Origin of the sequence: Pantoea coffeiphila (assembly GCF_016909495.1) — a bacterium.
In the GTDB taxonomy this organism is placed as follows: Bacteria; Pseudomonadota; Gammaproteobacteria; order Enterobacterales; family Enterobacteriaceae; genus Erwinia; species Erwinia coffeiphila.
This window is the reverse complement of sequence record NZ_JAFBFW010000001.1, coordinates 723,762-747,034: the sequence shown is the minus strand read 5'-3', so window position 1 is coordinate 747,034 and position 23,273 is coordinate 723,762. Positions and strand designations below refer to the sequence as shown.

The window sequence follows — 23,273 nt, the reverse complement described above, 5'->3', positions numbered from 1 at the left end:
CAGGATTCGAGGATCTCAGCTGTGTGCTGCAGCCAGGAAAAGGCCCGCAGCCGCATAAATTATTTTATCCATTCACCGGCAGTGTGGCTGCCGCATCGGGTTCGGGTTATTGCAAGATCCATGTCGCCGTATCGCCGCTGCGGCAGGCTTTGCTCTGCCCACCCACGTCGACGCACTCTTTTTTACGCGCTTTGCGCGGGCGAGGACGATCGTTGCGCAGCGTAGCGTCATACAGTTCGCTTTTTACACCGGCCTTCAGCGGAACATATCCTGCCAGCTGTTGCGGATCGTCGCCGGCAATGGCCAGCCAGTGGTCCGCTTCACCCAGTACGGTGAAGGGTTTTCCGGTTTCCAGGTAACGAACAATCTTGCCGCTGTAGTCGGGCCGGGTCATCACCGAGGCTTTATACAGCGCACGATATTGCTGGTTTACAGGTGTAAAAGAGGTGGGGGCCTGTACTGCATATCGATGGACCAGCTTCACGCCATTGACCTCACTGGTCACCAGAGTGTCATCATCCGGCTGTGACGGGGCCGTTTTGCATCCTGCGAGGGAAAACACGGCCAGCAAGATTAACGCGCTGCTAATTTTCACTTTGATCCCCGTGAATCTGTTCAGAATATCTGGCTTTAAAACGCGACAGCGCCGCGCCAGCCACGCTCCATTGCAACCAAAATGAATGTGTTGGCACATTTTTCGGTTGAGAGGAATAAAATTGCCCGGTTTGACATCAGGATACATCGTTAATGGTCTTACCTGACGTTTTTGGGAATAGAATCCATTGCAGGCGCTGAATGAACATGCTAGCAGTCGCCTTGTTTGCCAGATTTTGCCTGAAAGGAGTGATAACGGCAATTTGATTAGCGCTAAAAATGCTAATTTTCCTTATCTGCTACATAGTTGGCGTGAAAACAGGCGTTTGGCGTGGCCCGGTGATGCGCAGGGCATCACCGGACGAGTGATTAGCTGAAGGCGTAAAATGAGATCGCTTTAGTCGTTGCCATAGCGGCCGATGATTCCGGCACCGGCCAGCGCGTGGCCTTTCAGCGCGTTGAGCAACTGGTCGCGGGTCAGCCCGGAAGGAAGTGCATCTGCCGCCAGATCGCTGGCGATAAGCGTAAAGACATAGTGGTGCGCGCCGCTGCCTGCCGGAGGGCAGGGGCCGTGGTAACGATCGGTTCCCGGGCTGTTTTTTCCGCCGGTGAATCCGTTGCCGCTGGTCAGGTCGCCTCGGGCAAACTGGGTACGGCTGGCGGGGATGTTGTAGGCCACCAGATGTGAGACGCCGAGTCCTTTCGCACCTTCAGGGTCAAAGACCATCAGCGCAAAGCTTTTGGTTCCTGCGGGAGCGTGGTTCCAGCTAAGTGCCGGGGAGACGTTTTTACCCGTGCAGCTGACGTTACCCGGGGTCGCACCGGCGAACTGTTTGTCCAGCAGGGCATTATCGGTAAAGTCGGGTGAACTGAGGGTGAAGATTTCCTGTGCGCCAGCGCCGAGGCTGGCTAACAGGAGTGAGGCGGCGAGTAGCGTTTTTTTCATTGACGTTCTCCGTTTTAAAGTGGTGCTGATTATCTGATGGTTGATATTGTCACTGGCTGGCCTGTCATCGCGCTGTGGATGGCCCCTACGGTGGACCGGCCAGCCTGCTTTGTTTATTTTCGTGCTGTCTGAAGAAACGGACCAATGGCCGGGTTTCAGTGTGGTCGGCGTTAGCGATGGTGCTGGCTGGGCGACTTCTTATCTTTCAGTATGGTCTGAGAATGGTGAGCTGCCAGTCTGTTGAATCTGTTCAGGCAATTCAACGGTTGGGCTAAATCAAACAGCAAGCAGAATGGTTGAAGGGGGAACAGCCTCTGCGGAGGTCGGGTAATCCGCAGCGCTGAGATGAAAGCATCAGGCCAGGATACGCCAACAGGACGTTGGCGTAAGGCTGCCTCGTGTCAGGGATGACGCGTCGCAGGCGGTCCGACAGGACGGATGCTGGAATCGAAGGCACCGGGCGAAGCACGGCGCGAGGACCGCCCGGCAGCCGCAGAGGCTGTTCCCCTGATACCCAGGCACCAGCGACTATCCAGACACACAGTTAGTCAAGTAGCCACTAAAGTCGTGGAACCTGTGCACCAGCTGGTTAATGGTCCACGAGTTCACCTGAACGACGCATCTCTCCCCGGCGATTTTCACCGACCCGCCGAATCTGTGTTAAGGTTATAACTCGCCAATTTTGTGAGGCACCACACATTTAACCCGCTATAAAAACATTGCTTTTGCTATTTTAAATGCCTATGAACCGATTTATCCGCCGCTATCCCATTGCACTTTCCCTGCTGATCGCCTTATCCGGCCAGCTTGCAGAGCATGCCTGGGCCTTTGACGCTGAAAATCAGGTTGCCGAAGCCCCCTTTGACGATCCCGCCCGCTTCAGCAATATGGTGCAGCAACTGCCCGCGCTGAATAGTGGAGCTAACGACGACCTGCTGGAAAAACGTATTGCCGAAGCGGCGAAAAGTATCGGGGAAGCCAGCATGGCCAGCGACAGTGATAAGCCCCTGCGTGAACAGGCCGAGCTGTGGGCATTCAACCGCTTTCGCGATTTTGCCGCCGAACGCGCGGCCAGAGAAGGGGAGCAGCTGCTGTCGCCTTACGGGCGTGCCAGTGTCTCGCTGGCGGTCGACGATGCAGGTAGCTTTAATGGGACGTCGGCGCAGTTGATTACCCCCTGGCAGGATAACTACCAGTATCTTACCTTCAGCCAGCTGGGCCTTGAGCAAACGGAATACGGCGCGGTGGGTAATGCCGGACTGGGGCAGCGCTGGATAGCCGGAAACTGGCGGCTGGGCTATAACGCTTTTATCGACGATCTGCTGACCGAAAACCAGCAGCGCGGATCGCTGGGTAGCGAAGCATGGGGCGAATATCTGCGTTTTTCCGCCAACTACTATCATCCCCTTAGCGGCTGGCGTAATCGCGGGAGCACCAGCCAGATGCGTATGGCGCGCGGCTATGACATTACCACCCGCGGCTACCTGCCGTTCTATCGCCAGCTTGGCGTTTCCCTGAGTTACGAGCAGTATCTGGGGCGCAATATCGACCTGTTCCACAGCGGAAATATGATGGACAACCCTACGGCGGTGACGCTGGGGATTAACTACACGCCGGTTCCGCTGTTTACCTTCAGCGCCAATCACAAAGAGGGCGACAGCGGCGAATCCCAGGATCAGTTTGCCCTGAAGATGAACTACCGCATCGGCGTGGCACTGAGTAAACAGCTCTCCGCCAGCAACGTTGATGCCGCGCAGTCGCTGAGCGGCAGCCGTTATGATGCGGTGAATCGTAATAATTCTCCGGTGATGGCCTTCCGGCAGCGGAAAACGCTGTCGGTGTTTCTTGCCACGCCGCCGTGGCAGGTGCAGCCGGGAGAAACGCTGCCGCTGAAATTGCAGATTCGCCACAGCAATCCGATCAAAGCAGTGAGCTGGCAGGGGGATACTCAAACCCTGAGCCTGACGCCGCCCGCTAACAGCAGCGATCCGCAGGGATGGAGTATCATTATTCCCGCCTGGGACAGTTCGTCAGGGGCGAGCAATGAGTATCGTCTGTCGGTGACGCTGGAAGACAGTAAACAGCAGCGCGTCACCTCAAACTGGATCACATTGAAACTGGCTCCGCCGGTAGCATTGCAGGACCCGCGTGCGGAGAATTACGATTTTCTAACCCCCTGACGACGGGAAAGATAGCCCCGCTGAAATGCAAAAAGTTGTCAAGATAGCGCCCTAAAATATATGTGATTAAAGTCACAAAATACTCCTTCCCAACGTCAGGGTTTTTCTGCACAATCTGCGAAAAATTCTACTCACCTGCTCATCATGATCATCCGTCCGCATCGTCACTGGTTTGTTCGCCTTTTCGCCTGGCACGGCTCTGTGCTACCCGGAATCTGGTTTCGCCTGACACTCAATTTAATGATGTCAGTGATCGCGATTTTGTGTCTTGACTGGTATGAAACGCTGGGGATTAAGTTGACCCTTGCCCCGTTCAGTCTGCTCGGGGTGTCGATCGCGGTATTCCTTGGTTTCCGCAACAGCGTCTGCTTTGGCCGTTTTATTGAAGCGCGCATGTTCTGGGGTAACCTGCTGATCGCCTGCCGTACGCTACAACGCCTGGCGCTGGCCATCTCCCCGGCTGAAGCGCCGCGCGTGATGTCGCTGCTGCTGGCTTTCTGCTACAGCCTTAAGCACCAGCTGCGCCGTACCGATGCCCACGAGGACATGCGCCGCTATCTTGGCGATGAGGCCGATGAGATCCTGACCCGGCGCTCACCGACCAACTTTATTGAGCTACAGCTTTCCAACTGGCTGGCGGTACAGCGTCGCAACGGTAATCTTTCTGACATTCTGTATGCGCATATGGATGCCAGCATCAATCAGCTGTCGCAGGTTCTGGGAGGATGTGAGCGGTTGGCGAGTATGCCGATTCCGTTTGCCTACGGCCTGCTGCTGCACCGTACGGTGTATCTGTTCTGTACGCTGCTGCCGTTCGCGCTGGTGCCGGATTTGCACTACATGACTCCGCTGGTATCGGTGTTCATCGCCTATACCTTCCTGTCGCTGGATACCCTGGCGGAAGAGCTGGAGATGCCCTTTGGCCTGGCCAACAACCATCTGCCGCTGGATGCCATGTGCACCAATATTGAGATCAACCTGCGGGAGATGAATCTGGAGCAGGAACTGCCGGATACGCCTCAGCCTGACAGGCATTATCGTTTAACCTGATATGACAAAAGGGCGATCTTAACGATCGCCCCTTGCTATCCCATCAGAACTGATAGTTCAGACCGATGCCGGTAACGTCGTCGTTCGCCAGCCCCAGCGGGTTGTTGTCGCTGAGCAGGTTAACTTTGTATTCAGCGTACGCCAGGAAGTTTTTGTTGAAGTAGTAGTTCGCACCGAAGGAAACGTACTTCACGATATCCGCGTTGCCGATGTTTTCAATGTCCTTACCGCGTGATGACACGTAGGCCAGAGACGGACGGAAACCGTTCAGGAACTGGTACTGCGCCACGGCTTCAAAATTCACCGCTTTGTTAGCAAAGCCGCCGCTGATTGGCGTCGCGTTATGGGTGTTGCCGTACACCGTTGCCAGATAGATCTGGTTAGCGTCGTACTTAATCGCCGTTGCCCATGATTCCGCACGGTCGCCTTCACCACGCGCTGCGTTATTTTGTGCCTGAGTGCGGCCGAGGTTGGCATAAGTTCCCACCACGCCCAGACCCCAGTCGGCGTTGTAGCTGACGGACGTCGCGTAGCCGTCACCGTTGCTGCGGCGCACGGCATCAGTGCCGGTACGATCGTTTTTACCCTGGTACTGCAGCGCCACATTCAGGCCATCAACCAGACCGAAGAAATTGCTGTTACGCCAGGTTGCCACGCCGGTTGAGCGCGTGGAGAGGAAGCCGTCCGCGTAACCGGAGTCGCCGCCGAATTTCGGCAGCATATCGGTCCAGGCCAGCGCGTCATACACCAGACCATAGTTACGACCGTAATCGAATGAACCCCACTTGCCAAACTTCAGACCGGCAAAGCCCAGACGGGTTTTGTCGCCGCTCAGCGCATCCGCGCCTTCGGTTTTGTTCAGCTGGAAGTTGTACTGCCACTGGGCGTAGCCGGTCAGGTCCTTCGCAATCTGCGTTTCGCCTTTAAAGCCAAAACGAGCATAGGAAACATCGCCGTCGTTGCCCGTATCGTCTGAGAAGAGGTGGCCGACGTTGATCTTACCGTTCAAATCCACCTTGTTGCCGTCTTTGTTATAAATCTCTGCTGCCTGCACGCCGCCAGTGGCCAGAAGAGCCGGTATCAGTAATGCCAGTAAAGAACGCTTCATCATGAGTAACCCTGTTTTAAAATTATATTTTCTTTGCATTTAGTGCGGTGGTGAAGGTGACATAAAAATATGTTTCATGAAAATTGAATATATGTAACAAATTATTTCATAATGATTTTTGACAGGGTGTTTATAAGTTATTCCTTATGATGCAATACGTATTAGCTATGCATCTTTTAAGAGTTTGTGGAATTTAAGTGAGTTAATTGCATGATTTAAATGTATAAACTAATATTTCATTTTTATGAAAAACAATATTTATTTATCGCATTATGAGTAATTATTGAGCGATTTCGGCGGTTTTGGTTTCATGGTTAATTATCGAAATTGGGTTAATGCTATTTATCGTAAAGCTTTTCTATTAATACAAAATGTCCATATGTAATATCTGTGTTTTTGGGTTTTTTTATTAATATATCTAAATAATACAGGGCGGGATTATAAGGCTGAGTGTTAAAAAAATGATTTCTCCAGCGAGTTTACGCTGAAGAGGTGGTGTGCACGGTTCTGGTGCGCACCTGCTGCATTATGGTGCGTTAACCTCCTCTTTTTACGACCAAATTCTATCGGCGATCACATAAACAATATTTTATTTTACCAATGCATAATTCCTCTTTTTTTTGTGTGGCGAAGCCGGGGATTTACATTGATATTCACTTTTTATGCATTTATGGTGAATAATAAGCTGTCGTAAGTTATTGATATTTGGTTGTTGAATTTGGTTTATGCATTTTTTTGCTGGCTGGCACGCTCTGTGCAATTTACAGTAGAGCTGCAATGAATCATTTCATTAACATTTTATACATCTTTAGTTCACCACAAAAACTAAAGGGTTAAGCGATAAACGAGGCCGCTATGCAACCGTCAATCACCCGTGAAAATTTCGATCAATGGATTGTTCCAACTTACGCTCCTGCCAGTTTTATTCCGGTGCGCGCGGAAGGTTCAACGCTGTGGGACCAGGAGGGGAAGTCCTATATCGACTTCGCCGGGGGAATTGCGGTGAATGCACTGGGCCATGCACACCCCGATCTGCAGCTGGCCCTGCAACAGCAGGCTGCGCTGCTGTGGCATACCGGAAATGGTTATACCAATGAGCCGATCCTCCGCCTGGCAAAGCAGCTGGTGGATGCTACCTTCGCCGACCGCGCGTTTTTCTGTAACTCTGGTGCGGAAGCTAACGAAGCGGCGCTGAAGCTGGCGCGTAAGGTGGCTCACGATGGCGGCAATCTGCAGAAAAACGGCATCGTGGCGTTCAATAACGCGTTCCATGGTCGCACGCTGTTCACCGTTTCTGCCGGTGGCCAGCCTGCCTATTCGAAAGATTTTGCGCCGCTGCCGGGTGGCATTCAGCACGCGGTTTACAACGATTTGGATTCCGCAGCCGCACTGATCAACGACCAGACCTGCGCAGTGATTGTGGAGCCGATTCAGGGGGAAGGTGGGGTCGTTCCTGCTGAACCTGCCTTCCTGCGCGGGCTGCGTGAGCTCTGTGACAGGCATCAGGCGCTATTGATTTTTGATGAGGTGCAGAGCGGCGTGGGCCGTACCGGTTCGCTGTATGCCTACATGCATTATGGCGTGACGCCGGACGTGTTGACCACGGCTAAAGCACTCGGCGGTGGCTTCCCGATCGGGGCCATGCTGACGACCGAAAGTCTTGCTGCACATCTCAATATCGGCAGCCACGGCACCACCTACGGCGGCAATCCGCTGGCCGGAGCGGTCGGTGGCAAAGTGATGGAACTGATCAACCGCCCGGAAATCCTGGCGGGTGTGGCAGAGCGCCATCGCTGGTTTGTTGACGGCCTGAATGAGATTAACCAGCGTTTACAACTGTTCAGTGAAGTCCGTGGGCTCGGCCTGCTGATTGGCTGCGTGCTGAATCAGGATTACAGCGGTAAAGCCAAACTGATTAATCAGGCCGCTGCACGTGAAGGGCTGATGGTACTGATTGCCGGAGCTAACGTTGTACGTTTTGCTCCGTCGCTGATTATCACTAAACAGGAAGTCACGGAGGGGCTGGCACGCTTCGAACGCGCCTGCCGCGCCGTCATTGAAGGAGCCGCCGTATGATGTTTATTCGTCCCGTTGAACGAGACGATCTGGCTCAGCTGATGTACCTCGCCGGCAAAACCGGCGGGGGACTGACCTCTCTGCCCGTTGACAGCGATACGCTGTCAGCGCGTATCGAACGTTCATTAATGACCTGGCAGGGAAAACTGCCGCGGGCTGAACAGGGATACGTTTTTGTGCTGGCAGATGGAGATACCGGTAAAGCCGTGGGGATCTGCGCCATTGAGGTGGCGGTGGGTTTACAGGACCCCTGGTACAACTTTCGTGTCGGCACCCAGGTGCATGCCTCGAAAGAATTGAATGTATACAACATGTTGCCCACGCTGTCGTTAAGCAACGATCACACCGGCAGCAGCGAGCTGTGCACGCTGTTCCTTGACCCGGACTACCGCAACGGAAAGAACGGCTATCTGCTGTCAAAATCGCGATTTTTATTTATGGCGGCGTTTCGCGACCGCTTTATGCAAAAAATTGTCGCTGAGATGCGGGGTGTCAGTGATGAAAATGGCCATTCGCCATTCTGGGATAGCGTCGGCAGCCGCTTTTTTTCGATGTCATTCAGCGATGCCGACTACCTGAGCGGCACCGGGCAAAAGGCGTTTATCGCCGAGCTGATGCCTAAACATCCTTTATATATTGATTACCTGTCGCCGGAAGCACGGGCGGTTATCGGCGAAGTTCATCCGCAGACGGCCCCTGCACGTGCGGTGCTGGAGGCTGAAGGTTTCCGCTTCCAGAACTATGTCGACATTTTCGATGGCGGACCGACCCTTGAGTGCGATATCGACCGCGTGCGCGCTATCCGTAAAAGCCGCGAACTGGTAGTTGAATTGAGCGAGCAGCCGGATCAAACCCTGCCGCTGTGCCTGGTGGCGAATCAACACTATCAGCACTTCCGCGTGATGCTGCTACCGGCCAATATGCAGAGCGGCACGATTGCTGTCACCGCCGCGCAGGCTGAAATTTTACATTGCCGTGCAGGAGAGAACCTGCGGGTAGTGACACTTTGTCGTGAGGAGAAAACAGCATGACGCACTGTATTAATGGTCAGTGGCTGACCGGCGGTGGTGAGACCATCGCTAAACTGGACCCGGTAAAAGGCGAACTGCTTTGGCAGGGCAAATCGGCTACCGCCGCGCAGGTTTCCGACGCCTCTGAAGCCGCCCGGGCGGCATTCTCCAACTGGGCACGCCGGCCGTTTGCCGAGCGTCAGGCGATCGTAGAAAAGTTTGCGCAGCAGCTGGAAAAGAATAAGCGCGAGCTTAGCGAAACGATTTCTCGCGAAACCGGCAAGCCGCGTTGGGAAACGTTGACCGAAGTGCAGGCGATGATCAATAAAGTGGCGATTTCTCTGCGCGCTTATCATTCCCGTACCGGAGAACAGGCTGAAGGTGAAAGTTCACTGCGGCATCGCCCGCATGGTGTGATGGCGGTCTTCGGACCTTATAATTTCCCCGGGCACTTGCCTAACGGCCACATTGTTCCTGCGCTGCTGGCCGGGAATACCGTGGTCTTTAAACCGAGCGAACTTACGCCGCTGACCGCGGAACTGACTGTCAGAATGTGGATCAATGCCGGGTTGCCTGGGGGCGTAATCAATCTGGTGCAGGGCGGCCGCGACACCGGCCAGGCGCTGGCGCAGGATAATCAAATCGACGGCGTGCTGTTCACTGGCAGCGCGGCAACCGGTTACCAGCTGCATCGTCAGCTGGCCGGTAAACCTGAAAAAATGCTGGCGCTGGAGATGGGCGGCAATAACCCGCTGATCGTCGAAGATCCTGACGATATCGATGCAGCCGTGCATATCGCCGTGCAGTCGGCCTTTATCAGCGCGGGACAGCGCTGTACCTGTGCCCGCCGACTGCTGGTGAAAAAAGGGTCCGCCGGAGATGCCTTCTTACAGCGTCTGGTTGACGTGTCGGCGCGAATTCGCGTTGGCGGCTGGGATGATGAACCGCAGCCGTTTATGGGCAGCGTGATTTCATTGTCTGCGGCGGAAAAAATCTATGCCGAATGGCAGTCACGGGTGGATGCCGGTGGCCGGGTGCTGCTGCCGATGCAGTGGCCACAGCGCGACAGCGCGATCCTGACGCCGGGCATCATTGATGTGACCGGTTTGCAAAATCTGCCGGACGAAGAGGTCTTTGGTCCACTGCTGGCGGTGATCCGCTACGATGATTTTGATGCGGCTATTCGCATCGCCAACCACACGCGCTATGGCCTTGCCTGCGGTTTGATCTCCCCGCAGCGTGAGAAGTTTGAACACCTGCTGATTGAAGCGCGAGCCGGCATTGTGAACTGGAACAAACCGCTGACCGGTGCCGCCAGTACCGCACCGTTTGGCGGAATAGGGGCCTCGGGCAATCATCGTGCCAGCGCCTGGTACGCGGCTGACTACTGCGCGTGGCCGATGGCGACGCTGGAATCGGCGGACTTGAATCTGCCTGCAACCTTATCACCGGGGCTGGACTTCAGCACGGAAGGAGAGACGCGATGAGCGCCCGTGAAGTCAATTTCGATGGTCTGCCGGGGTTAACCCACCATTACGCCGGCCTGTCGTTTGGTAATGAAGCCTCAACCCGCAATCAGCACCAGCTGTCTAATCCCAAACTGGCCGCGCAGCAGGGTTTGGTGAAGATGAAAACCCTCGCGGATCTGGGTTTTGCTCAGGGGGTGATCCCGCCGCATGAGCGGCCAAACGTTGAAGCACTGCGGCAGATTGGCTTTTGCGGCAGCGATGCGCAGGTGGTGGCCCGGGCGGCAAAACAGGCACCGCAGCTGCTTTCCGCCGTCAGTTCGGCCTCTTCGATGTGGGTAGCGAATGCTGCCACGGTGTCACCCTCCGCTGATAGCGCCGATGGCCGTGTACATCTGACGGTGGCTAACCTGAATAATAAGTTCCACCGGGCGATAGAAGCACCGACCACGGCGAATCTGCTGCGGGCGATTTTCCGCGATGGTAACCATTTTTCAGTGCATGATGCGCTGCCGCAGGTGGCGATGTTCGGTGATGAGGGGGCGGCCAACCATAACCGCTTCAGCCACGGTTACGGCACACCGGGCGTGCAGATGTTTGTCTATGGCCGCAGCGAACGCGGTGGCGTAGCCCCGACCCGCTATCCGGCTCGTCAGACGCTGGAAGCCAGCGAGGCGGTGGCGCGCTTGCACCAGCTCGATCCGGCCCGCACGGTGTTTGCTCAGCAGAATCCGGCGGTGATCGACCAGGGCGTTTTCCATAATGATGTGATCGCGGTGAGCAATCAGCAGGCGCTGTTCTGTCATCAGCAGGCGTTCCTCAACCAGCCGCAGCTGCTGGCCGAACTGGCTGAAAAGCTGCCGGGCTTTACGGCGATTGAGGTGCCGGATAATCGTGTCAGCGTGGCCGATGCGGTGGCTACCTATCTGTTCAACAGCCAGCTGCTCAGCAAACCGGATGGCAAAATGCTGCTGGTGCTGCCGGAAGAAGCGCGTCGCCATGCGGGCGTCTGGGGCTGGCTCAATGAGCTGGTCGCCAGCGGCAGTCCGATTGATGAGCTGAAGGTGTTCGATCTGCGTGAGAGTATGTTCAACGGCGGTGGTCCGGCGTGTCTGCGCCTGCGGGTGGTGCTGGATGATGCGCAGCAGGCGGCAGTAAATCCTGCGGTGATGATGAACGATCGGCTGTTCCAGACGCTGAACGGCTGGGTAGAACGCCACTATCGCGATCGCCTGTCGCAGGCCGATCTTGCTGACCCGCAGCTGTTGCTGGAAGGTCGCGAGGCACTTGACGAACTGACTAAGCTGCTAAACTTAGGTAACGTATACCGTTTTCAGCAGTAACGCGATCGTTGCAGGGCCGGGGCATGTCCCCGGTCCCTCAGGGCTGAGCGGCGATGCTTGAAGGAGTAATGATGCAAGATTTTCTCACCTTAACCCTCGCCGGAGACCGGCCCGCTGCCGTTGCCGGGCAAAATGCCCAACTGAGCTGGCGATGGATTGATGAAGGTATTCTGGAGCTGACGCCAAATCACCCGGCGCAAATGGCCCTGGTGATCTCCACCGGCATCCACGGTAACGAAACGGCTCCCGTTGAAATTGTCGACCGACTGTTGAATTCGCTGCTGAGCGGTGAGATACCGCTGGTGGCGCGCCTGCTGGTGATTTACGGCAATCCGGCGGCGATGCGGCAGAATAAGCGCTATGTGCATGGCGATATGAACCGGATGTTCGGCGGCAGATGGCAGCAGTACGAAGACTGTCCCGAGGCGCGCCGCGCATGGCGTCTTGAGCAGGCAATGGAGAATTTTTGGCAGTTAAGCGAGCATGATGAAGTGCGCTGGCATATTGATATGCATACGGCGATTCGCGGTTCGTATCATCCACGCTTTGGGGTGATGCCGCAGCGTGAAACGCCGTGGCCGGAAGATTTTCTTCACTGGCTGGGTGCTGCGGGGCTGGAGGCGCTGGTGTTCCATCGTGCGCCCGGCGGAACCTATACGCATTACAGTAGCCATCATTTCCATGCGGCCAGCTGTACGCTGGAGCTGGGTAAAGCACTGCCGTTTGGCCATAACGATCTGACGCAGTTTTCCGCAGCCGACAGGGCGCTGAGCGCGCTGGTGAGCGGCGACACGTTGCCTGCGGTGGGGGTTCCACCGCTGCGCTATCGCGTTTCGCAGCAGATCACCCGGCATTCAGACCGTTTTGTGCTGCATATGGGGGGAGAGACGCTGAACTTTACCGCGTTTGCTCAGGGGACGCTGCTGGCCGAGGATGGTGATACGCAGTATTACGTTCAGCAGGCGCGGGAGTATGTTTTGTTCCCTAATCCGAATGTGGCTGAAGGTTTGCGGGCGGGTTTGATGCTGGTGGCAGAGGATGCCAGCGAGGTGATTGATGTCCCTGAGGCTGAGGGAGCCAGCGTTTTTAGTCCTCCTGCTTGACTGGTGTCGCGGTGGCATTGGTGGCTGGCTGAGCCTCTGTGGCTGCGGTCGGGCGGTCCTCGCGCCGTGCTTCGCCCGGTGCCTTCGATTCCAGCATCCGGCCTGTCGGACCGCCTGCGACGCGTCGTCCCTGACACGACGCAGCCTTACGCCAACGTCCTGTTGGCGTATCCTGGCCTGACGCTTTCATCTCAGCGCTGTGGATTACCCGGTCGCAGCCACAGAGGCTCTGCCTGTAATATCTCCGTCGCTGGCTTTTAACAGGCAATTCTGGATTCCAGGAGCATGCTGGCGGTTCCCCAGGCTGGTAATCCGCAGCGCTGAACGCAGAAAGGAAGCCAGGATGTGCCCGCAGGACGCGGGCACAAGGCTCGGTCGGCGCAGGGACGCGACGTCTGAGCCGGTCCGGCAGGCTGACGAACGGAGTGAAGGGACCGCACAGCGGCGAGAGGACCCGCCAGCCTGGGGAACCGCCAGCGTGCTTATCCCCCCCTTATCGCTACAAATCTTACCCTCAAATTTCCAGCAGCGGACATTCGCAGAAAAGTGTAAAGGGCTTAACTTTTTCCTTCCGAAATTCAACCTGGAGGATTACACTCCTCCATATTCCCTGCATAAATCCCTTCAAATTCATATTCTTTTGCAATTCTTCACCATAATCTTCTCATTCTCTCCATGATTGGCTTCAAATTGTCTTTTATGCTTTCAGGCCTTTACCAACCCTCTGAGTACTTGACGTTGGGCATCGTAAACTGGCTCCCGACAACGCGACAACCGGGTCGCCATAGAAATGAAACATAAGGACAATACTATGCGTAAATTAACTTCCCTGATTGTTGCTGCCACGCTGGCAGTGGGTGCAGCAAATATCGTTCATGCTGCAAACGACAACCTGACTCCACCTCCTGCCGGTGGCGACAAACCGATGATGCATAAGCCACCTCGTCACGGCGGCGGTATGCACGATATGTTTAAAGGTCTGAATCTGACCGATGCGCAGAAGCAGCAGATTCGCACCATCATGAAAGAGTCGCACAAGGACATGAAACGTCCTTCGCTGGAAGAGCGCCGTGCAATGCACAGCATTATCGCTTCCGACACCTTCGATCGGGCTAAAGCGGAAGCACAGGCAACGCAGATGGCCGCCAACGGTAAAGAACGCGCCCTGTCTATGCTGGAAACGCAGAACAAGATGTATAACGTGCTGACGCCTGAGCAGAAAAAACAGTTCAACCAGGATTTTGAGAAACGTCTGACTGAAAAACCGAAGCATGAAGGTAAAATGCCTCCTGCAGACGACTAATCCTCGTTAAACGTATTTGAAACCGCCGGTGTTGCTCACCTCCGCCCTCAGGGCAGTGGGCAACACCGGCGGTTTTGTTTGGTGATGAGTTCAGAGTGCCACGATCGGCAGTTTGCCGGCCATCAGCGGTTTACTGAGGATCTTATAGCCGTCGCTGTCAAAACCCGGCAGTGTGGTGCAGAGCGATGTTGCTTCCGCGATATCGCTGACCGAGCCCAGATAGAGCCAGTTGTTAATGATGTGGATTTGCTTCCGGTCAACCCCTTCTTCAATCACGCCAACGGCTCCCTGCCACGGCCAGCACTGCACACGCACCGCTTCCAGAGCGGCCAGCAGCCGCTGTTGATGCGCTTCCACGCTCTCTTTACCGCAGCAGGCCCCGCCACAGCGCCGTAGCGCCGAACGGAAACAGCCGCGACCGGCTTTCAGCGGTTCCATACCCAGCAACCCGTAGCAGAGCTGCTGCTCGTCGGCAATTTTCTGTAAATGCTGAAGAGCAGCGCGGCGATTGGCATACAGACCGAACAGGTTTGGCGTGTGTGAGAAATCAACCTCTTTGGCGTAGACCACCTGCGGGCGCTGATTCACCAGCTGCAGCGCGCACAGCTGACGGTTTTTGCGCAGACGTTTGTTAAACAGCGGCTGCTGGATCTTAATCATCTGCGCTTCAAGCAGCAGCGCGCCCAGTTCGCCGGCAGTGGTAATAAAGCTGATACGCGTTGACTGACGCAGCATTTTTGCTTCATCAGCGGTACGCAGGTGCGACATCACCCGGCTACGGATATTGACACTTTTGCCGATATAGAGCGGCAGGTTGTCACTCTCGCCATGAAAGGTATAGACGCCGGGAAGGTTGGGGAGATCGTCTATCCACGGGCGCAGATGCTCTGGATATTGATAAATTGCCGCCGCTTCAAACTCCAGACGGTGGCTGACGATTTTTTTGACCACTACGGACTCCAGTTGCTGGTTGTTCATACAGTATAGCGAAAATATCTATCAGCGGTTAGTTGTGGACAGCTGCGCGGAACCAAAGACCAGGGGGAGTAGAAGTAGTAACAGGAATAAGTGAATCAGAAGCAATAAGTTGGAGGCAGGCAGTTTGCGGTAGGAAATCGGCAGGAGAAAGATCATCCAGCTGGCAACAGAAGCCGCCGCCGGCCAGATGATATGAAATGCCTTAGTAAACCAGCGGCTCGCGATGAGCCGCTTTATTATCGCATTGGGCGATGGCCTGAACGGTTATCTCTAACTCCGTGCAGCCACAGAATGAATTACCGGCTTATTTTTTCCAGAAATCATCAAACACGGTAATCGGCGTACGGCGCTTGTGCTCGGTTTTCTGATACCAGCCTTCAATGATTTTCGCTGCGGCAGGATCGATAGTTTCACCTTCCAGGTAACGATCGATCAGCTCATAGGTAACCCCTAGAGCAACTTCATCCTGCAGGCCGGGGCGATTATCTTCCAGATCCGCGGTCGGCTGCTTCAGATAGAGGTGTTCCGGGCAGCCCAGCGCTTTCAGCAGCTGTTTTCCCTGTCCTTTATTCAGGCGGAAAATCGGGTTGATGTCGGTGCCGCCGTCGCCATATTTGGTGAAGAAACCGGTCAGCGCCTCGGCCGCATGGTCGGTTCCCACAACGACGCCCGCCGTCATGCCTGCGATGCTGTACTGGGCTTTCATGCGTTCACGCGCTTTTTCATTGCCGCGAATAAAATCAGACAGGGTAATACCGGCATCGCGCAGCGCCTGCTCGCTCGCCAGCACCGCCTGCTTGATATTCACCGTCAGGACGCGGTCTGGCTGGATAAAACCAATCGCATCCTGACAGTCCTGTTCATCCGCCTGCACGCCGTAGGGCAGACGCACGGCAATAAACTGATAGGTGGTGTCAGTGGTTTCTTCGCGCAGTTCGTTAATCGCGGTCTGGCACAGCTTTCCGGTGAGCGTTGAGTCCTGACCACCGCTGATGCCCAGCACCAGGGTTTTCAAAAACGGATACGTTTTCAGGTAGGACTTAAGAAAATCAACGCTGGTGCGAATTTCTGCATGTGCATCAATCACCGGTTTCACACCCAGTGCCGCAATAATGTCCTGTTGCAGAGCCATTTACCTCTCCTCAGATTCAGCGCCGATGGACGGCAGCCAGTAAAATTATGTCTGTTTAAGCTAACGCGCCCGGCGCGAAACAACAATCTTCATCCGCGATGTTTATCACCGACTGCTGACAAATCAGACTTTTTTTGGCTTTTGTGCCAGTAGCGTAAACATCACAATAGCCAGCATGTAACAGCCAAAGATGGTGGCCGCCATGGTCATTACCGACGTTCCGCCAATGCCGGTAACCGGCACGCTGATGCCACCGAGGGTGAACATTGCCACGCCCAGCACCGCCGATGCGCTACCGGCCCGGTGTCCCTGGCTTTGCATCGCCAGCGAGGAGGCGGTAACCGAAATCACCCCGTTGCTGGCTACACTAAAGAACAGGGCGATCAATACGATCGGCAACGCCGCGGCGCTGAGACCGGCAAGCAGTAGGGTACCCGACGAGATAAATGCCAGTATCAGTCCACCCTTCAGTACCCGATATTCTCCCCACAGCGGGCTGAGGCGCGCGCTAACCTGAGAGGCAATAATCAGGCCGATACCGTTAGCCGCGAAGCAGAAGCTGAATGCCTGCGGGGACAGATGGTAGATTTCCTGCAGGACAAACGGCGACGCGCCGATGTAGGCAAACATGCCCGACATCATAAAGCCCTGGGTCAGGCAGAAGCCCATAAACGGACGATGGGTAACAACCTGGCCGAGTGCAGCCCATGCGGAGAGAATGCTGCCCTGGCTCCGGCGTTCTGCAGCCAGCGTTTCATGCAGCTTAAGCTTAGCCAGAATAAACAGCAGCACGGCGATAACCGCCAGCGCCATAAACAACCCGCGCCAGTTAAGGAAGGTCATCAGCGCACCGCCCATCACCGGAGCGGCAATCGGTGCAAGACCATTCACCAGCATTAGCAGGGCAAAAAAGCGCGTCAGCTCATGGCCGGTATACATATCGCGAGCAATGGTGCGCGACAGTACGGCACCACCTGCACCCGCCATTCCCTCGAACAGTCGCGCCAGCAGCAGCTGGTGGATATCCTGTGCGAGCGCGCAGCCAATGGAAGCAATCAGCAGCAGGACCAGCGACAGCAGCAGCGGGCGAATGCGGCCGTATTTATCGCTGAGTGGGCCAAAGAACAGCTGGCCGAGACCCAGACCAAGCAGACCCGCGGTGAGGCTTAACTGAGCGGTGGCTGTTGGGGTTTGTAAATCGCTGGCAAGTTCCGGCAGCGCCGGCAGATACAGGTCTATGCACAGCGGGCCGAGCGCTGCCAGAAGGCCGAGCGTAATGGCGTAGCCAAGACGGTTTGGAGATGCAGGTGTCATGAATCCTCTGAATGAAATAGCAGTTGGTGGATCTCTTGGTAGAGCGGGTAGAGCATTTCGGCTGACGCTTTCTGCGGCGTCAGGCGGCGGTAAGCAGTGCCTTCAACCAGCACAGCAAGGACTTCCACACAGCTGCGGATCTTCTCGTTGCTAAAGCCGGGGTACTCTTGTTTAACGTTTTCGCAGGCCCGATCAAATATGCGGGTGTCGGCTTCCTGCATCATCAGTGCAACACGAGGATTGCGGGTCGCTTCTGCAGCAACCTCCAGCATTAACGCCTCATCATCTTCATTCAACACATGACGCCAGGCCAGGAGTTGGGGTAGATGATGACTGCTACTGGTATCGATCATTTGCTCGATTCGCCGGTCGATAATGCGCTTAATCATCTCTTCGATAATCGCGTCTTTATTGGAAAAATAACGATAAATCTGCCCAACGCTGAGTTGGGCTTCCGATGCCAGGTGCGCCATGCTTGCAGCATGAAAGCCGTACTGACGAAAACAACGGCGTGCGGCGGTGATGATTTCATCCTGACGCAGGCGGTGTCTGGCATCACGCGCTTCGTTATGCATGGTGAAAAGCCCTCCGCGACCGGGTATTTTTACCCGGTATTGCATATGAAACGGGTTAAAACTGGAATGTGAACGTTCATTCTCATTAACAGCAGTATAAAGCCAGCGGTGGCAGAAACGTAATAATTTCGCCAGTTAAAGTTGAAAATCCGGCACTTATATTCCAGGCTTATATCCACATGGACAATAAATGAGGAATAACATATGCGTAAATTAACGGGATTGATTGGTGCTGCTGTGACTCTGGCCGTTCTTTCTGGCTGTACCGCTTACGATCGTGCCGAAAGCTATGTCACCAAGCCCGTGGTACAGGATGTGAAAAAAGGCATGACCCGCCAGCAGGTCCGTGATATCGCGGGTCCACCGTCTACGGAAATCACCATGGTGCACGCGCGTGGCACCTGTCAGACCTACGTTCTGGGTGAGCGAGACGGCAAACAGCAAACCTACTTTGTGAGCTACAGCGACACGGGGAAAGTGATGAACTACGGCTTCCAGAGCTGTAAAGAATACGATACCGATCCGCAGGCCGGGCAGTAATCCAGCAAAGGGTTGAGTTAGTACAGCCTGGATCGCTAAAACGAACGGCAACGCGCAATATGCAGCGTTGCCGTTTTACGTTGCAGATAGCTATTCTTTCTGCGCCTTGTGGCCGGTCATAGCCCCGGTGGACGAGGAACTTCCAGGTACTCACCGTTGATATTGCGGCGGTAGTAGTGGCCGTCCTGAACGTAGTAGCGTTCACCGTTATAATCCAGCGCACGCATATCCGTTACCCGGTCAATGGGGCGATCAACCACCACATAGGTATTGTCGTTTTGCCGCTGATAGTAGTTACCGTTAAGCACATAGTAGGTCAGCCCGCCGATCAGTACCGCTGCTGCCGCATCAGGCAGAAACGACAGCCTTCCTGGCCCGCCGCCGCCGTGCCAGCCTGGACCAGGCCCCGGTGGGCCCCAGCCTCCTGGATGGGCGGATGCCAGCGCGGGTGCCAGCAGGGATAAGGCGAGCAGGGTGGTCATCACCTTTTTCATAAGCAGTTCTCCAGGTTCTTTGCGCTAGCATCGCCCCAGGCGTAGTGAAATACAAGCGGCTCCCGGCCGCTATTAGCGGCTGCTTACAGCGCTTAACGCTTCCTTAACCTGAGGACCACGATCGGGGGGGAATATGGGCAAGGCCAGCGACATTTTGAGGGAGCCGACGGCAAGGCTGCTGAAGAATGAGATTTCTGGCGAGGGAATCAACGCGTTCGTAAAAGAGCTGAGGTTGAACGAGCGGCGAGCGTAACAGAGAGTATGGCTGCTTAACCCGATGCCCATCAAGGCACCGGGTTAAAGCGAACGGCTGGCGATCAGCGGTGAGCGAGCTCGGCGTCGTTTTCCGCATCGGTGTTCAGGATCTGCTTGTCGGTCTGCTTAAGCCACTGGCTGGTCAGCGTGCCGGCAGTCATGGAACCGTTGACGTTAAGCGCGGTGCGGCCCATGTCAATTAGCGGCTCGATGGAGATCAGCAGAGCCACCAGCGTGACAGGCAGGCCCATGGCTGGCAGCACGATCAGCGCAGCGAACGTTGCACCGCCGCCTACGCCTGCAACGCCCGCAGAGCTCAGGGTAACGATACCGACCAGAGTGGCTATCCATACCGGGTCAAACGGGTTAATGCCAATCGTTGGCGCGACCATGACCGCCAGCATTGCCGGGTAAAGACCGGCACAGCCATTCTGACCGATGGTGGCACCGAATGACGCCGCAAAGCTGGCGATGGATTCTGGTACGCCAAGGCGACGGGTCTGTGCTTCTACGCTCAGTGGAATGGTTGCTGCGCTGGAACGGCTGGTAAAGGCGAAGGTAATCACCGGCCACACTTTGCGGAAGAAACGCAGTGGGTTCACGCCGTTTACCGACAGCAGCAGAGCGTGCACTGCAAACATGATTGCCAGTCCAAGGTATGACGCCAGCACAAAGCTACCCAGCTTAATAATGTCAGCGACATTCGAGGTCGCTACCACTTTGGTCATCAGTGCCATGACGCCGTAAGGAGTCAGCTTCATAATCAGGCGCACCAGCTTCATCACCCAGGACTGCAGGGTATCGATGGCTTTCAGCACGCGCTGGCCTTTCTCTGCATCATCCTTCAGTAACTGCAGCGCCGCTACCCCGAGGAAGGCGGCAAAAATCACCACGCTGATAATCGACGTTGGATTCGCGCCGGTCAGGTCCGCAAACGGGTTTTTAGGGATAAAGGAAAGCAGCAGCTGCGGGGCGCTCAGATCGGCAACTTTACCCACGTAGTTGTTCTGAATCGCCGTCAGGCGCGCGGTTTCCTGCACGCCCTGCACCAGACCGCTGGCGTTCAGCCCGAACAGCCAGGTAACCAGCACGCCAACCGCCGCTGAAATGGCGGTAGTAAACAGCAGCACGCCAATGGTCAGTACGCTAATTTTACCCAATGATGACGCATTGTGCAGGCGAGCAACGGCGCTGAGAATAGAGGCGAAAACCAGCGGCATAATGATCATCTGCAGCAGCTGGACATAACCGTTACCGACGAGATTGAACCAGCTGACGGATTGTTTAATCACGTCACTGTTTTCACCATAGATGGTGTGCAGCACCAGGCCAAACAGCACGCCAACCACCAGGCCTGCGAGGACCTTTTTCGACAGGCTCCAGCCGCGGCGGCCGGTTTTTGCCAGCAGCAATAACAGGGCGACGAAGGCCACCAGGTTAATAATGAGCGGGAAATTCATTAGGACATTCTCCAAAAGTGACGGCGCGATGGCACCGCCGTAGTGGGCGACAGTTAATTTCTGCCGCGCAGCAAGTAGGTCAGTGGCGAAATGGTAACAGTTTGGAATGGTGCAGGTTTATATCCAAAAGGAATTATTTATAACTTTTTGGTGTTATTTGTTTGATTATCGCTCTGGTTGCACATTAATTATTCTGCTGATGCTGTTTTGTACGGTATTCATTACGGAACTGGCCCATCCGCCCGCACCAAAATGCTGCATGCCGGGTGGGAAGAACATTGCATAGCCGACCAGCGCCAGGCATAACATACGTTCCAGCTGATTGCCTTTCTGGCTATTGAGCAGCGGAAGCCGAAAACGCCAGCGGCACGGCCAAAGCAGCGGCACGCCTGCGGGCGTGAGCATATCGGCAACAATATGGCTGAGATAGCCCAGCACCATTCCCTGAAACGCATCGGCGGGAATAATCCAGCCCGCGGGAAGTTTCATCTGTAACAGCGCTACGCCACCGGCCACGGCCAGCAGGCTGTGGGTAAACCCCCGATGGCCAAAAGCGCGGGCAATGGGCTGCGACAGCCATTTAAGCCGCTGACCGAGCAGCGACTTTGGGTGATCGATATCGGGTAGCAGGCAGGTCAGCAGCGTGGCCGGAATAATGTGCCACCAGTCCGCGCTGGCCAGAACCGGGGTCAGTTCGGCGCGCTTGGCAAAAATTGCGCTGGCAATGGCAAAAATAAGATGGCCTTCGGCCGTCATGGGAAGTACCTGGCTGCATAGCTGTCAATGCATCCAGTATAGGGAATATATACAGTAGAATAAATATGTGACGCTGTAACGAAAGATAAATATTTTTAGCCCGGATTAACATTTAAGCAACGAAAGGTGAAAACAGCCTCGCTGCGTTAGCTTTCCGGGCGATAAAAGTGAATTAGTTGACCTTTTAGCGGCCGAGTAAATGCTGGCCGGTCAGCTCGGTCAACGACGTGAGCTTAACGTCCGCCAGCGCCCAGCGCGGATCGGCAGCGTACTCTGCATCAGGTACGACAATGGATCGCATACGCGCGGCTTTGGTGGCAACCATACCGTTGAAGGAATCCTCGAGCGTGACGCAGTTGAGCGGATCAACGCCCAGACGTGCTGCGGCATCAAGGTAAACCTGTGGGTGCGGTTTGCTGTAGGGCAGGGATTCAGCAGAGGCGAGGATCTCAAAGTAACTGCGGATGTTAAACATCTCCAGTACCCGCTCAAGCATAAACAATGGAGAGGCGGAGGCTAATGCAATCTTTAACCCTGAACGCTGGCAAAGCTGCAGCGCGTTTTCCACGCCGGGCAGCAACGGTCGTGTTTCTTCCACCAGACCGAGTGCACGGTCGATAACACGCTTTGTAACTTCCTGCTGCGTTGGACCGCTCCACGGCAGCGTTTCGTACCACATGCGTACCACCTGATCGATGCGTAAGCCCAGGGTGTCGGGCAACTCTTCACGGCGGCTCAAATCGATGTCAAGCGTGCTGAAAATATCCAGTTCAGCCTGTTCCCAGAGTGGTTCGGAGTCGATCAGCAGGCCATCCATATCAAAAATGGCGGCAACGACGGGGCGGTGATAGGACATTTTGTGGCTCCATTAAACGGTTTATGTCATTTTAACATGAACATGGCATCGACCAAAAATCGCCGCAGGCCGTGACATTAAGTGAACGCAGGCATAAAGCCGCCCCGCGGGCAGCATTTAGCAGGCACTTTTCTTTCAGTACAGGTAGACTGTCGGCGAAATATCATATGGACGGGAGAAAGCATGACTTATCAACGGGCTGGCCAGATCGCAATCGTCAAGCGTATCGCAGGCTGGATTATCTTTATTCCTGCACTGCTATCCACGCTGATTTCGCTGATGGGTTTCCTGGAAAAAAGCCAGGAACAGCGGGACGGCATTAACGCGGTAATGCAGGATTTTACCCATGTGATGATCGATATGATCCGCTTTAACACCGGTTTTTTGCACAGCTTCTGGACGAATTCTCCGGTGCCGAACTTTAACGGCGGCAACAATCTTCTGTTTTGGGCGATCTACATACTGATCTTCGTCGGGCTGGCACTGCAGGCTTCCGGCGCGCGTATGTGGCGCCAGTCGCGACATCTGCGCGAAGGGATTGAAGACCGTATGATTCTGGAGCAGGCAAGAGGGGATGAAGGCCTGAGTCGTCAGCAGCTGGAGGAGAAAATTGTGGTGCCACGGCACACCATTTTCCTGCAGTTTTTCCCGCTCTATATTTTGCCGCTGATCGTTGCCGTGGCCGGGTATTTTGTGCTGAAACTGCTCGGTTTTATTGTCTGATCGCAGCGCGC

The 23,273-nt window shown here is 55.2% G+C and carries 21 protein-coding genes; 10 read left to right on the top strand and 11 right to left on the bottom strand.

Translation table 11 applies throughout. From position 1 onward, the window contains the following. Nucleotides 1-106: 106 nt before the first annotated feature. Together JOE09_RS03535 and JOE09_RS03530 are read right to left on the bottom strand one after the other, a co-directional pair. Nucleotides 107-595, bottom strand: coding sequence for a hypothetical protein (locus JOE09_RS03535; protein WP_105594372.1), 489 nt, complete (start codon nucleotides 593-595; stop codon nucleotides 107-109). 396 nt (nucleotides 596-991) lie between these two features. Then, the gene (locus tag JOE09_RS03530; protein WP_205064809.1) at nucleotides 992-1,540 is read right to left on the bottom strand and encodes a YbhB/YbcL family Raf kinase inhibitor-like protein; all 549 of its coding nucleotides are present in this window, start codon (nucleotides 1,538-1,540) and stop codon (nucleotides 992-994) included. 737 nt (nucleotides 1,541-2,277) lie between these two features. On the opposite strand from JOE09_RS03530, the gene JOE09_RS03525 reads away from it, so the two are divergent. Together JOE09_RS03525 and JOE09_RS03520 are read left to right on the top strand one after the other, a co-directional pair. After that, nucleotides 2,278-3,720 carry a YchO/YchP family invasin gene (locus JOE09_RS03525; protein WP_420830603.1) on the top strand — a complete coding sequence of 481 codons (1,443 nt, stop codon included), beginning with the start codon at nucleotides 2,278-2,280 and terminating at the stop codon, nucleotides 3,718-3,720. 144 nt (nucleotides 3,721-3,864) lie between these two features. Then, on the top strand, nucleotides 3,865-4,770 hold the full coding sequence (locus JOE09_RS03520; protein WP_200544568.1) for a bestrophin family protein: 906 nt from the start codon (nucleotides 3,865-3,867) through the stop codon (nucleotides 4,768-4,770). A 43-nt stretch (nucleotides 4,771-4,813) separates the two neighbouring features. Here the strand turns inward: JOE09_RS03520 and JOE09_RS03515 are convergent, their stop codons facing one another. Then, nucleotides 4,814-5,881, bottom strand: coding sequence for a porin (locus tag JOE09_RS03515; protein WP_275584408.1), 1,068 nt, complete (start codon nucleotides 5,879-5,881; stop codon nucleotides 4,814-4,816). Nucleotides 5,882-6,733: 852 nt separating this feature from the next. Between JOE09_RS03515 and JOE09_RS03510 the strand changes: the two genes are divergently transcribed. The 6 genes from JOE09_RS03510 (at nucleotide 6,734) to spy (ending at nucleotide 14,179) form a co-directional block, all read left to right on the top strand. Continuing rightward, a complete protein-coding gene (locus JOE09_RS03510; RefSeq protein ID WP_205064808.1) occupies nucleotides 6,734-7,954 on the top strand; it encodes an aspartate aminotransferase family protein in 1,221 nt (406 codons plus the stop codon). After that, a complete protein-coding gene (astA, locus tag JOE09_RS03505; RefSeq protein WP_205064807.1) occupies nucleotides 7,951-8,985 on the top strand; it encodes an arginine N-succinyltransferase in 1,035 nt (344 codons plus the stop codon). Before JOE09_RS03510 ends, astA begins: the two co-directional genes overlap by 4 nt. Further along, complete coding sequence (gene astD, locus JOE09_RS03500) at nucleotides 8,982-10,451, top strand: succinylglutamate-semialdehyde dehydrogenase (RefSeq protein ID WP_205064806.1); 1,470 nt, start codon at nucleotides 8,982-8,984, stop codon at nucleotides 10,449-10,451. Before astA ends, astD begins: the two co-directional genes overlap by 4 nt. Beyond that, nucleotides 10,448-11,773 carry an N-succinylarginine dihydrolase gene (gene astB / locus JOE09_RS03495; RefSeq protein WP_205064805.1) on the top strand — a complete coding sequence of 442 codons (1,326 nt, stop codon included), beginning with the start codon at nucleotides 10,448-10,450 and terminating at the stop codon, nucleotides 11,771-11,773. The genes astD and astB overlap by 4 nt, the downstream gene beginning before the upstream one ends. A gap of 71 nt (nucleotides 11,774-11,844) precedes the next feature. Beyond that, nucleotides 11,845-12,876 (top strand): succinylglutamate desuccinylase, encoded by a 1,032-nt coding sequence (gene astE, locus JOE09_RS03490; protein ID WP_205065105.1) that lies wholly within the window; start codon nucleotides 11,845-11,847, stop codon nucleotides 12,874-12,876. An 811-nt stretch (nucleotides 12,877-13,687) separates the two neighbouring features. Further along, the gene (gene spy / locus JOE09_RS03485) at nucleotides 13,688-14,179 is read left to right on the top strand and encodes an ATP-independent periplasmic protein-refolding chaperone Spy (protein WP_105595010.1); all 492 of its coding nucleotides are present in this window, start codon (nucleotides 13,688-13,690) and stop codon (nucleotides 14,177-14,179) included. Between the two features lie 90 nt (nucleotides 14,180-14,269). Here the strand turns inward: spy and cho are convergent, their stop codons facing one another. From cho to JOE09_RS03465, 4 genes are all read right to left on the bottom strand, one after another. Further along, nucleotides 14,270-15,157 carry an excinuclease Cho gene (gene cho / locus JOE09_RS03480; RefSeq protein ID WP_239552906.1) on the bottom strand — a complete coding sequence of 296 codons (888 nt, stop codon included), beginning with the start codon at nucleotides 15,155-15,157 and terminating at the stop codon, nucleotides 14,270-14,272. A 304-nt stretch (nucleotides 15,158-15,461) separates the two neighbouring features. After that, nucleotides 15,462-16,289 carry an ammonia-dependent NAD(+) synthetase gene (gene nadE, locus JOE09_RS03475; protein ID WP_205064803.1) on the bottom strand — a complete coding sequence of 276 codons (828 nt, stop codon included), beginning with the start codon at nucleotides 16,287-16,289 and terminating at the stop codon, nucleotides 15,462-15,464. 123 nt (nucleotides 16,290-16,412) lie between these two features. Next, entirely contained in the window at nucleotides 16,413-17,603 is a 1,191-nt protein-coding gene (locus tag JOE09_RS03470; RefSeq protein WP_205064802.1) for a multidrug effflux MFS transporter, read from the bottom strand. Next, nucleotides 17,600-18,178 carry a TetR/AcrR family transcriptional regulator gene (locus JOE09_RS03465; protein ID WP_205064801.1) on the bottom strand — a complete coding sequence of 193 codons (579 nt, stop codon included), beginning with the start codon at nucleotides 18,176-18,178 and terminating at the stop codon, nucleotides 17,600-17,602. The genes JOE09_RS03470 and JOE09_RS03465 overlap by 4 nt, the downstream gene beginning before the upstream one ends. Before the next feature lie 204 nt (nucleotides 18,179-18,382). Between JOE09_RS03465 and osmE the strand changes: the two genes are divergently transcribed. Further along, nucleotides 18,383-18,718 carry an osmotically-inducible lipoprotein OsmE gene (osmE, locus tag JOE09_RS03460; protein WP_200544587.1) on the top strand — a complete coding sequence of 112 codons (336 nt, stop codon included), beginning with the start codon at nucleotides 18,383-18,385 and terminating at the stop codon, nucleotides 18,716-18,718. A gap of 116 nt (nucleotides 18,719-18,834) precedes the next feature. Here osmE and JOE09_RS03455 read toward each other — a convergent pair whose 3' ends face one another. The 4 genes from JOE09_RS03455 to hxpB form a co-directional block, all read right to left on the bottom strand. Further along, entirely contained in the window at nucleotides 18,835-19,212 is a 378-nt protein-coding gene (locus JOE09_RS03455; RefSeq protein WP_205064800.1) for a DUF6515 family protein, read from the bottom strand. 317 nt (nucleotides 19,213-19,529) lie between these two features. Continuing rightward, complete coding sequence (locus JOE09_RS03450; protein ID WP_205064799.1) at nucleotides 19,530-20,927, bottom strand: L-cystine transporter; 1,398 nt, start codon at nucleotides 20,925-20,927, stop codon at nucleotides 19,530-19,532. Nucleotides 20,928-21,092: 165 nt separating this feature from the next. Then, nucleotides 21,093-21,683 carry a metal-dependent hydrolase gene (locus JOE09_RS03445; protein ID WP_205064798.1) on the bottom strand — a complete coding sequence of 197 codons (591 nt, stop codon included), beginning with the start codon at nucleotides 21,681-21,683 and terminating at the stop codon, nucleotides 21,093-21,095. A 184-nt stretch (nucleotides 21,684-21,867) separates the two neighbouring features. After that, on the bottom strand, nucleotides 21,868-22,539 hold the full coding sequence (hxpB, locus tag JOE09_RS03440; RefSeq protein WP_105595001.1) for a hexitol phosphatase HxpB: 672 nt from the start codon (nucleotides 22,537-22,539) through the stop codon (nucleotides 21,868-21,870). A gap of 183 nt (nucleotides 22,540-22,722) precedes the next feature. Between hxpB and JOE09_RS03435 the strand changes: the two genes are divergently transcribed. Beyond that, entirely contained in the window at nucleotides 22,723-23,262 is a 540-nt protein-coding gene (locus JOE09_RS03435) for a YniB family protein (RefSeq protein WP_205064797.1), read from the top strand. The last annotated feature ends 11 nt before the right edge of the window (nucleotides 23,263-23,273 follow it).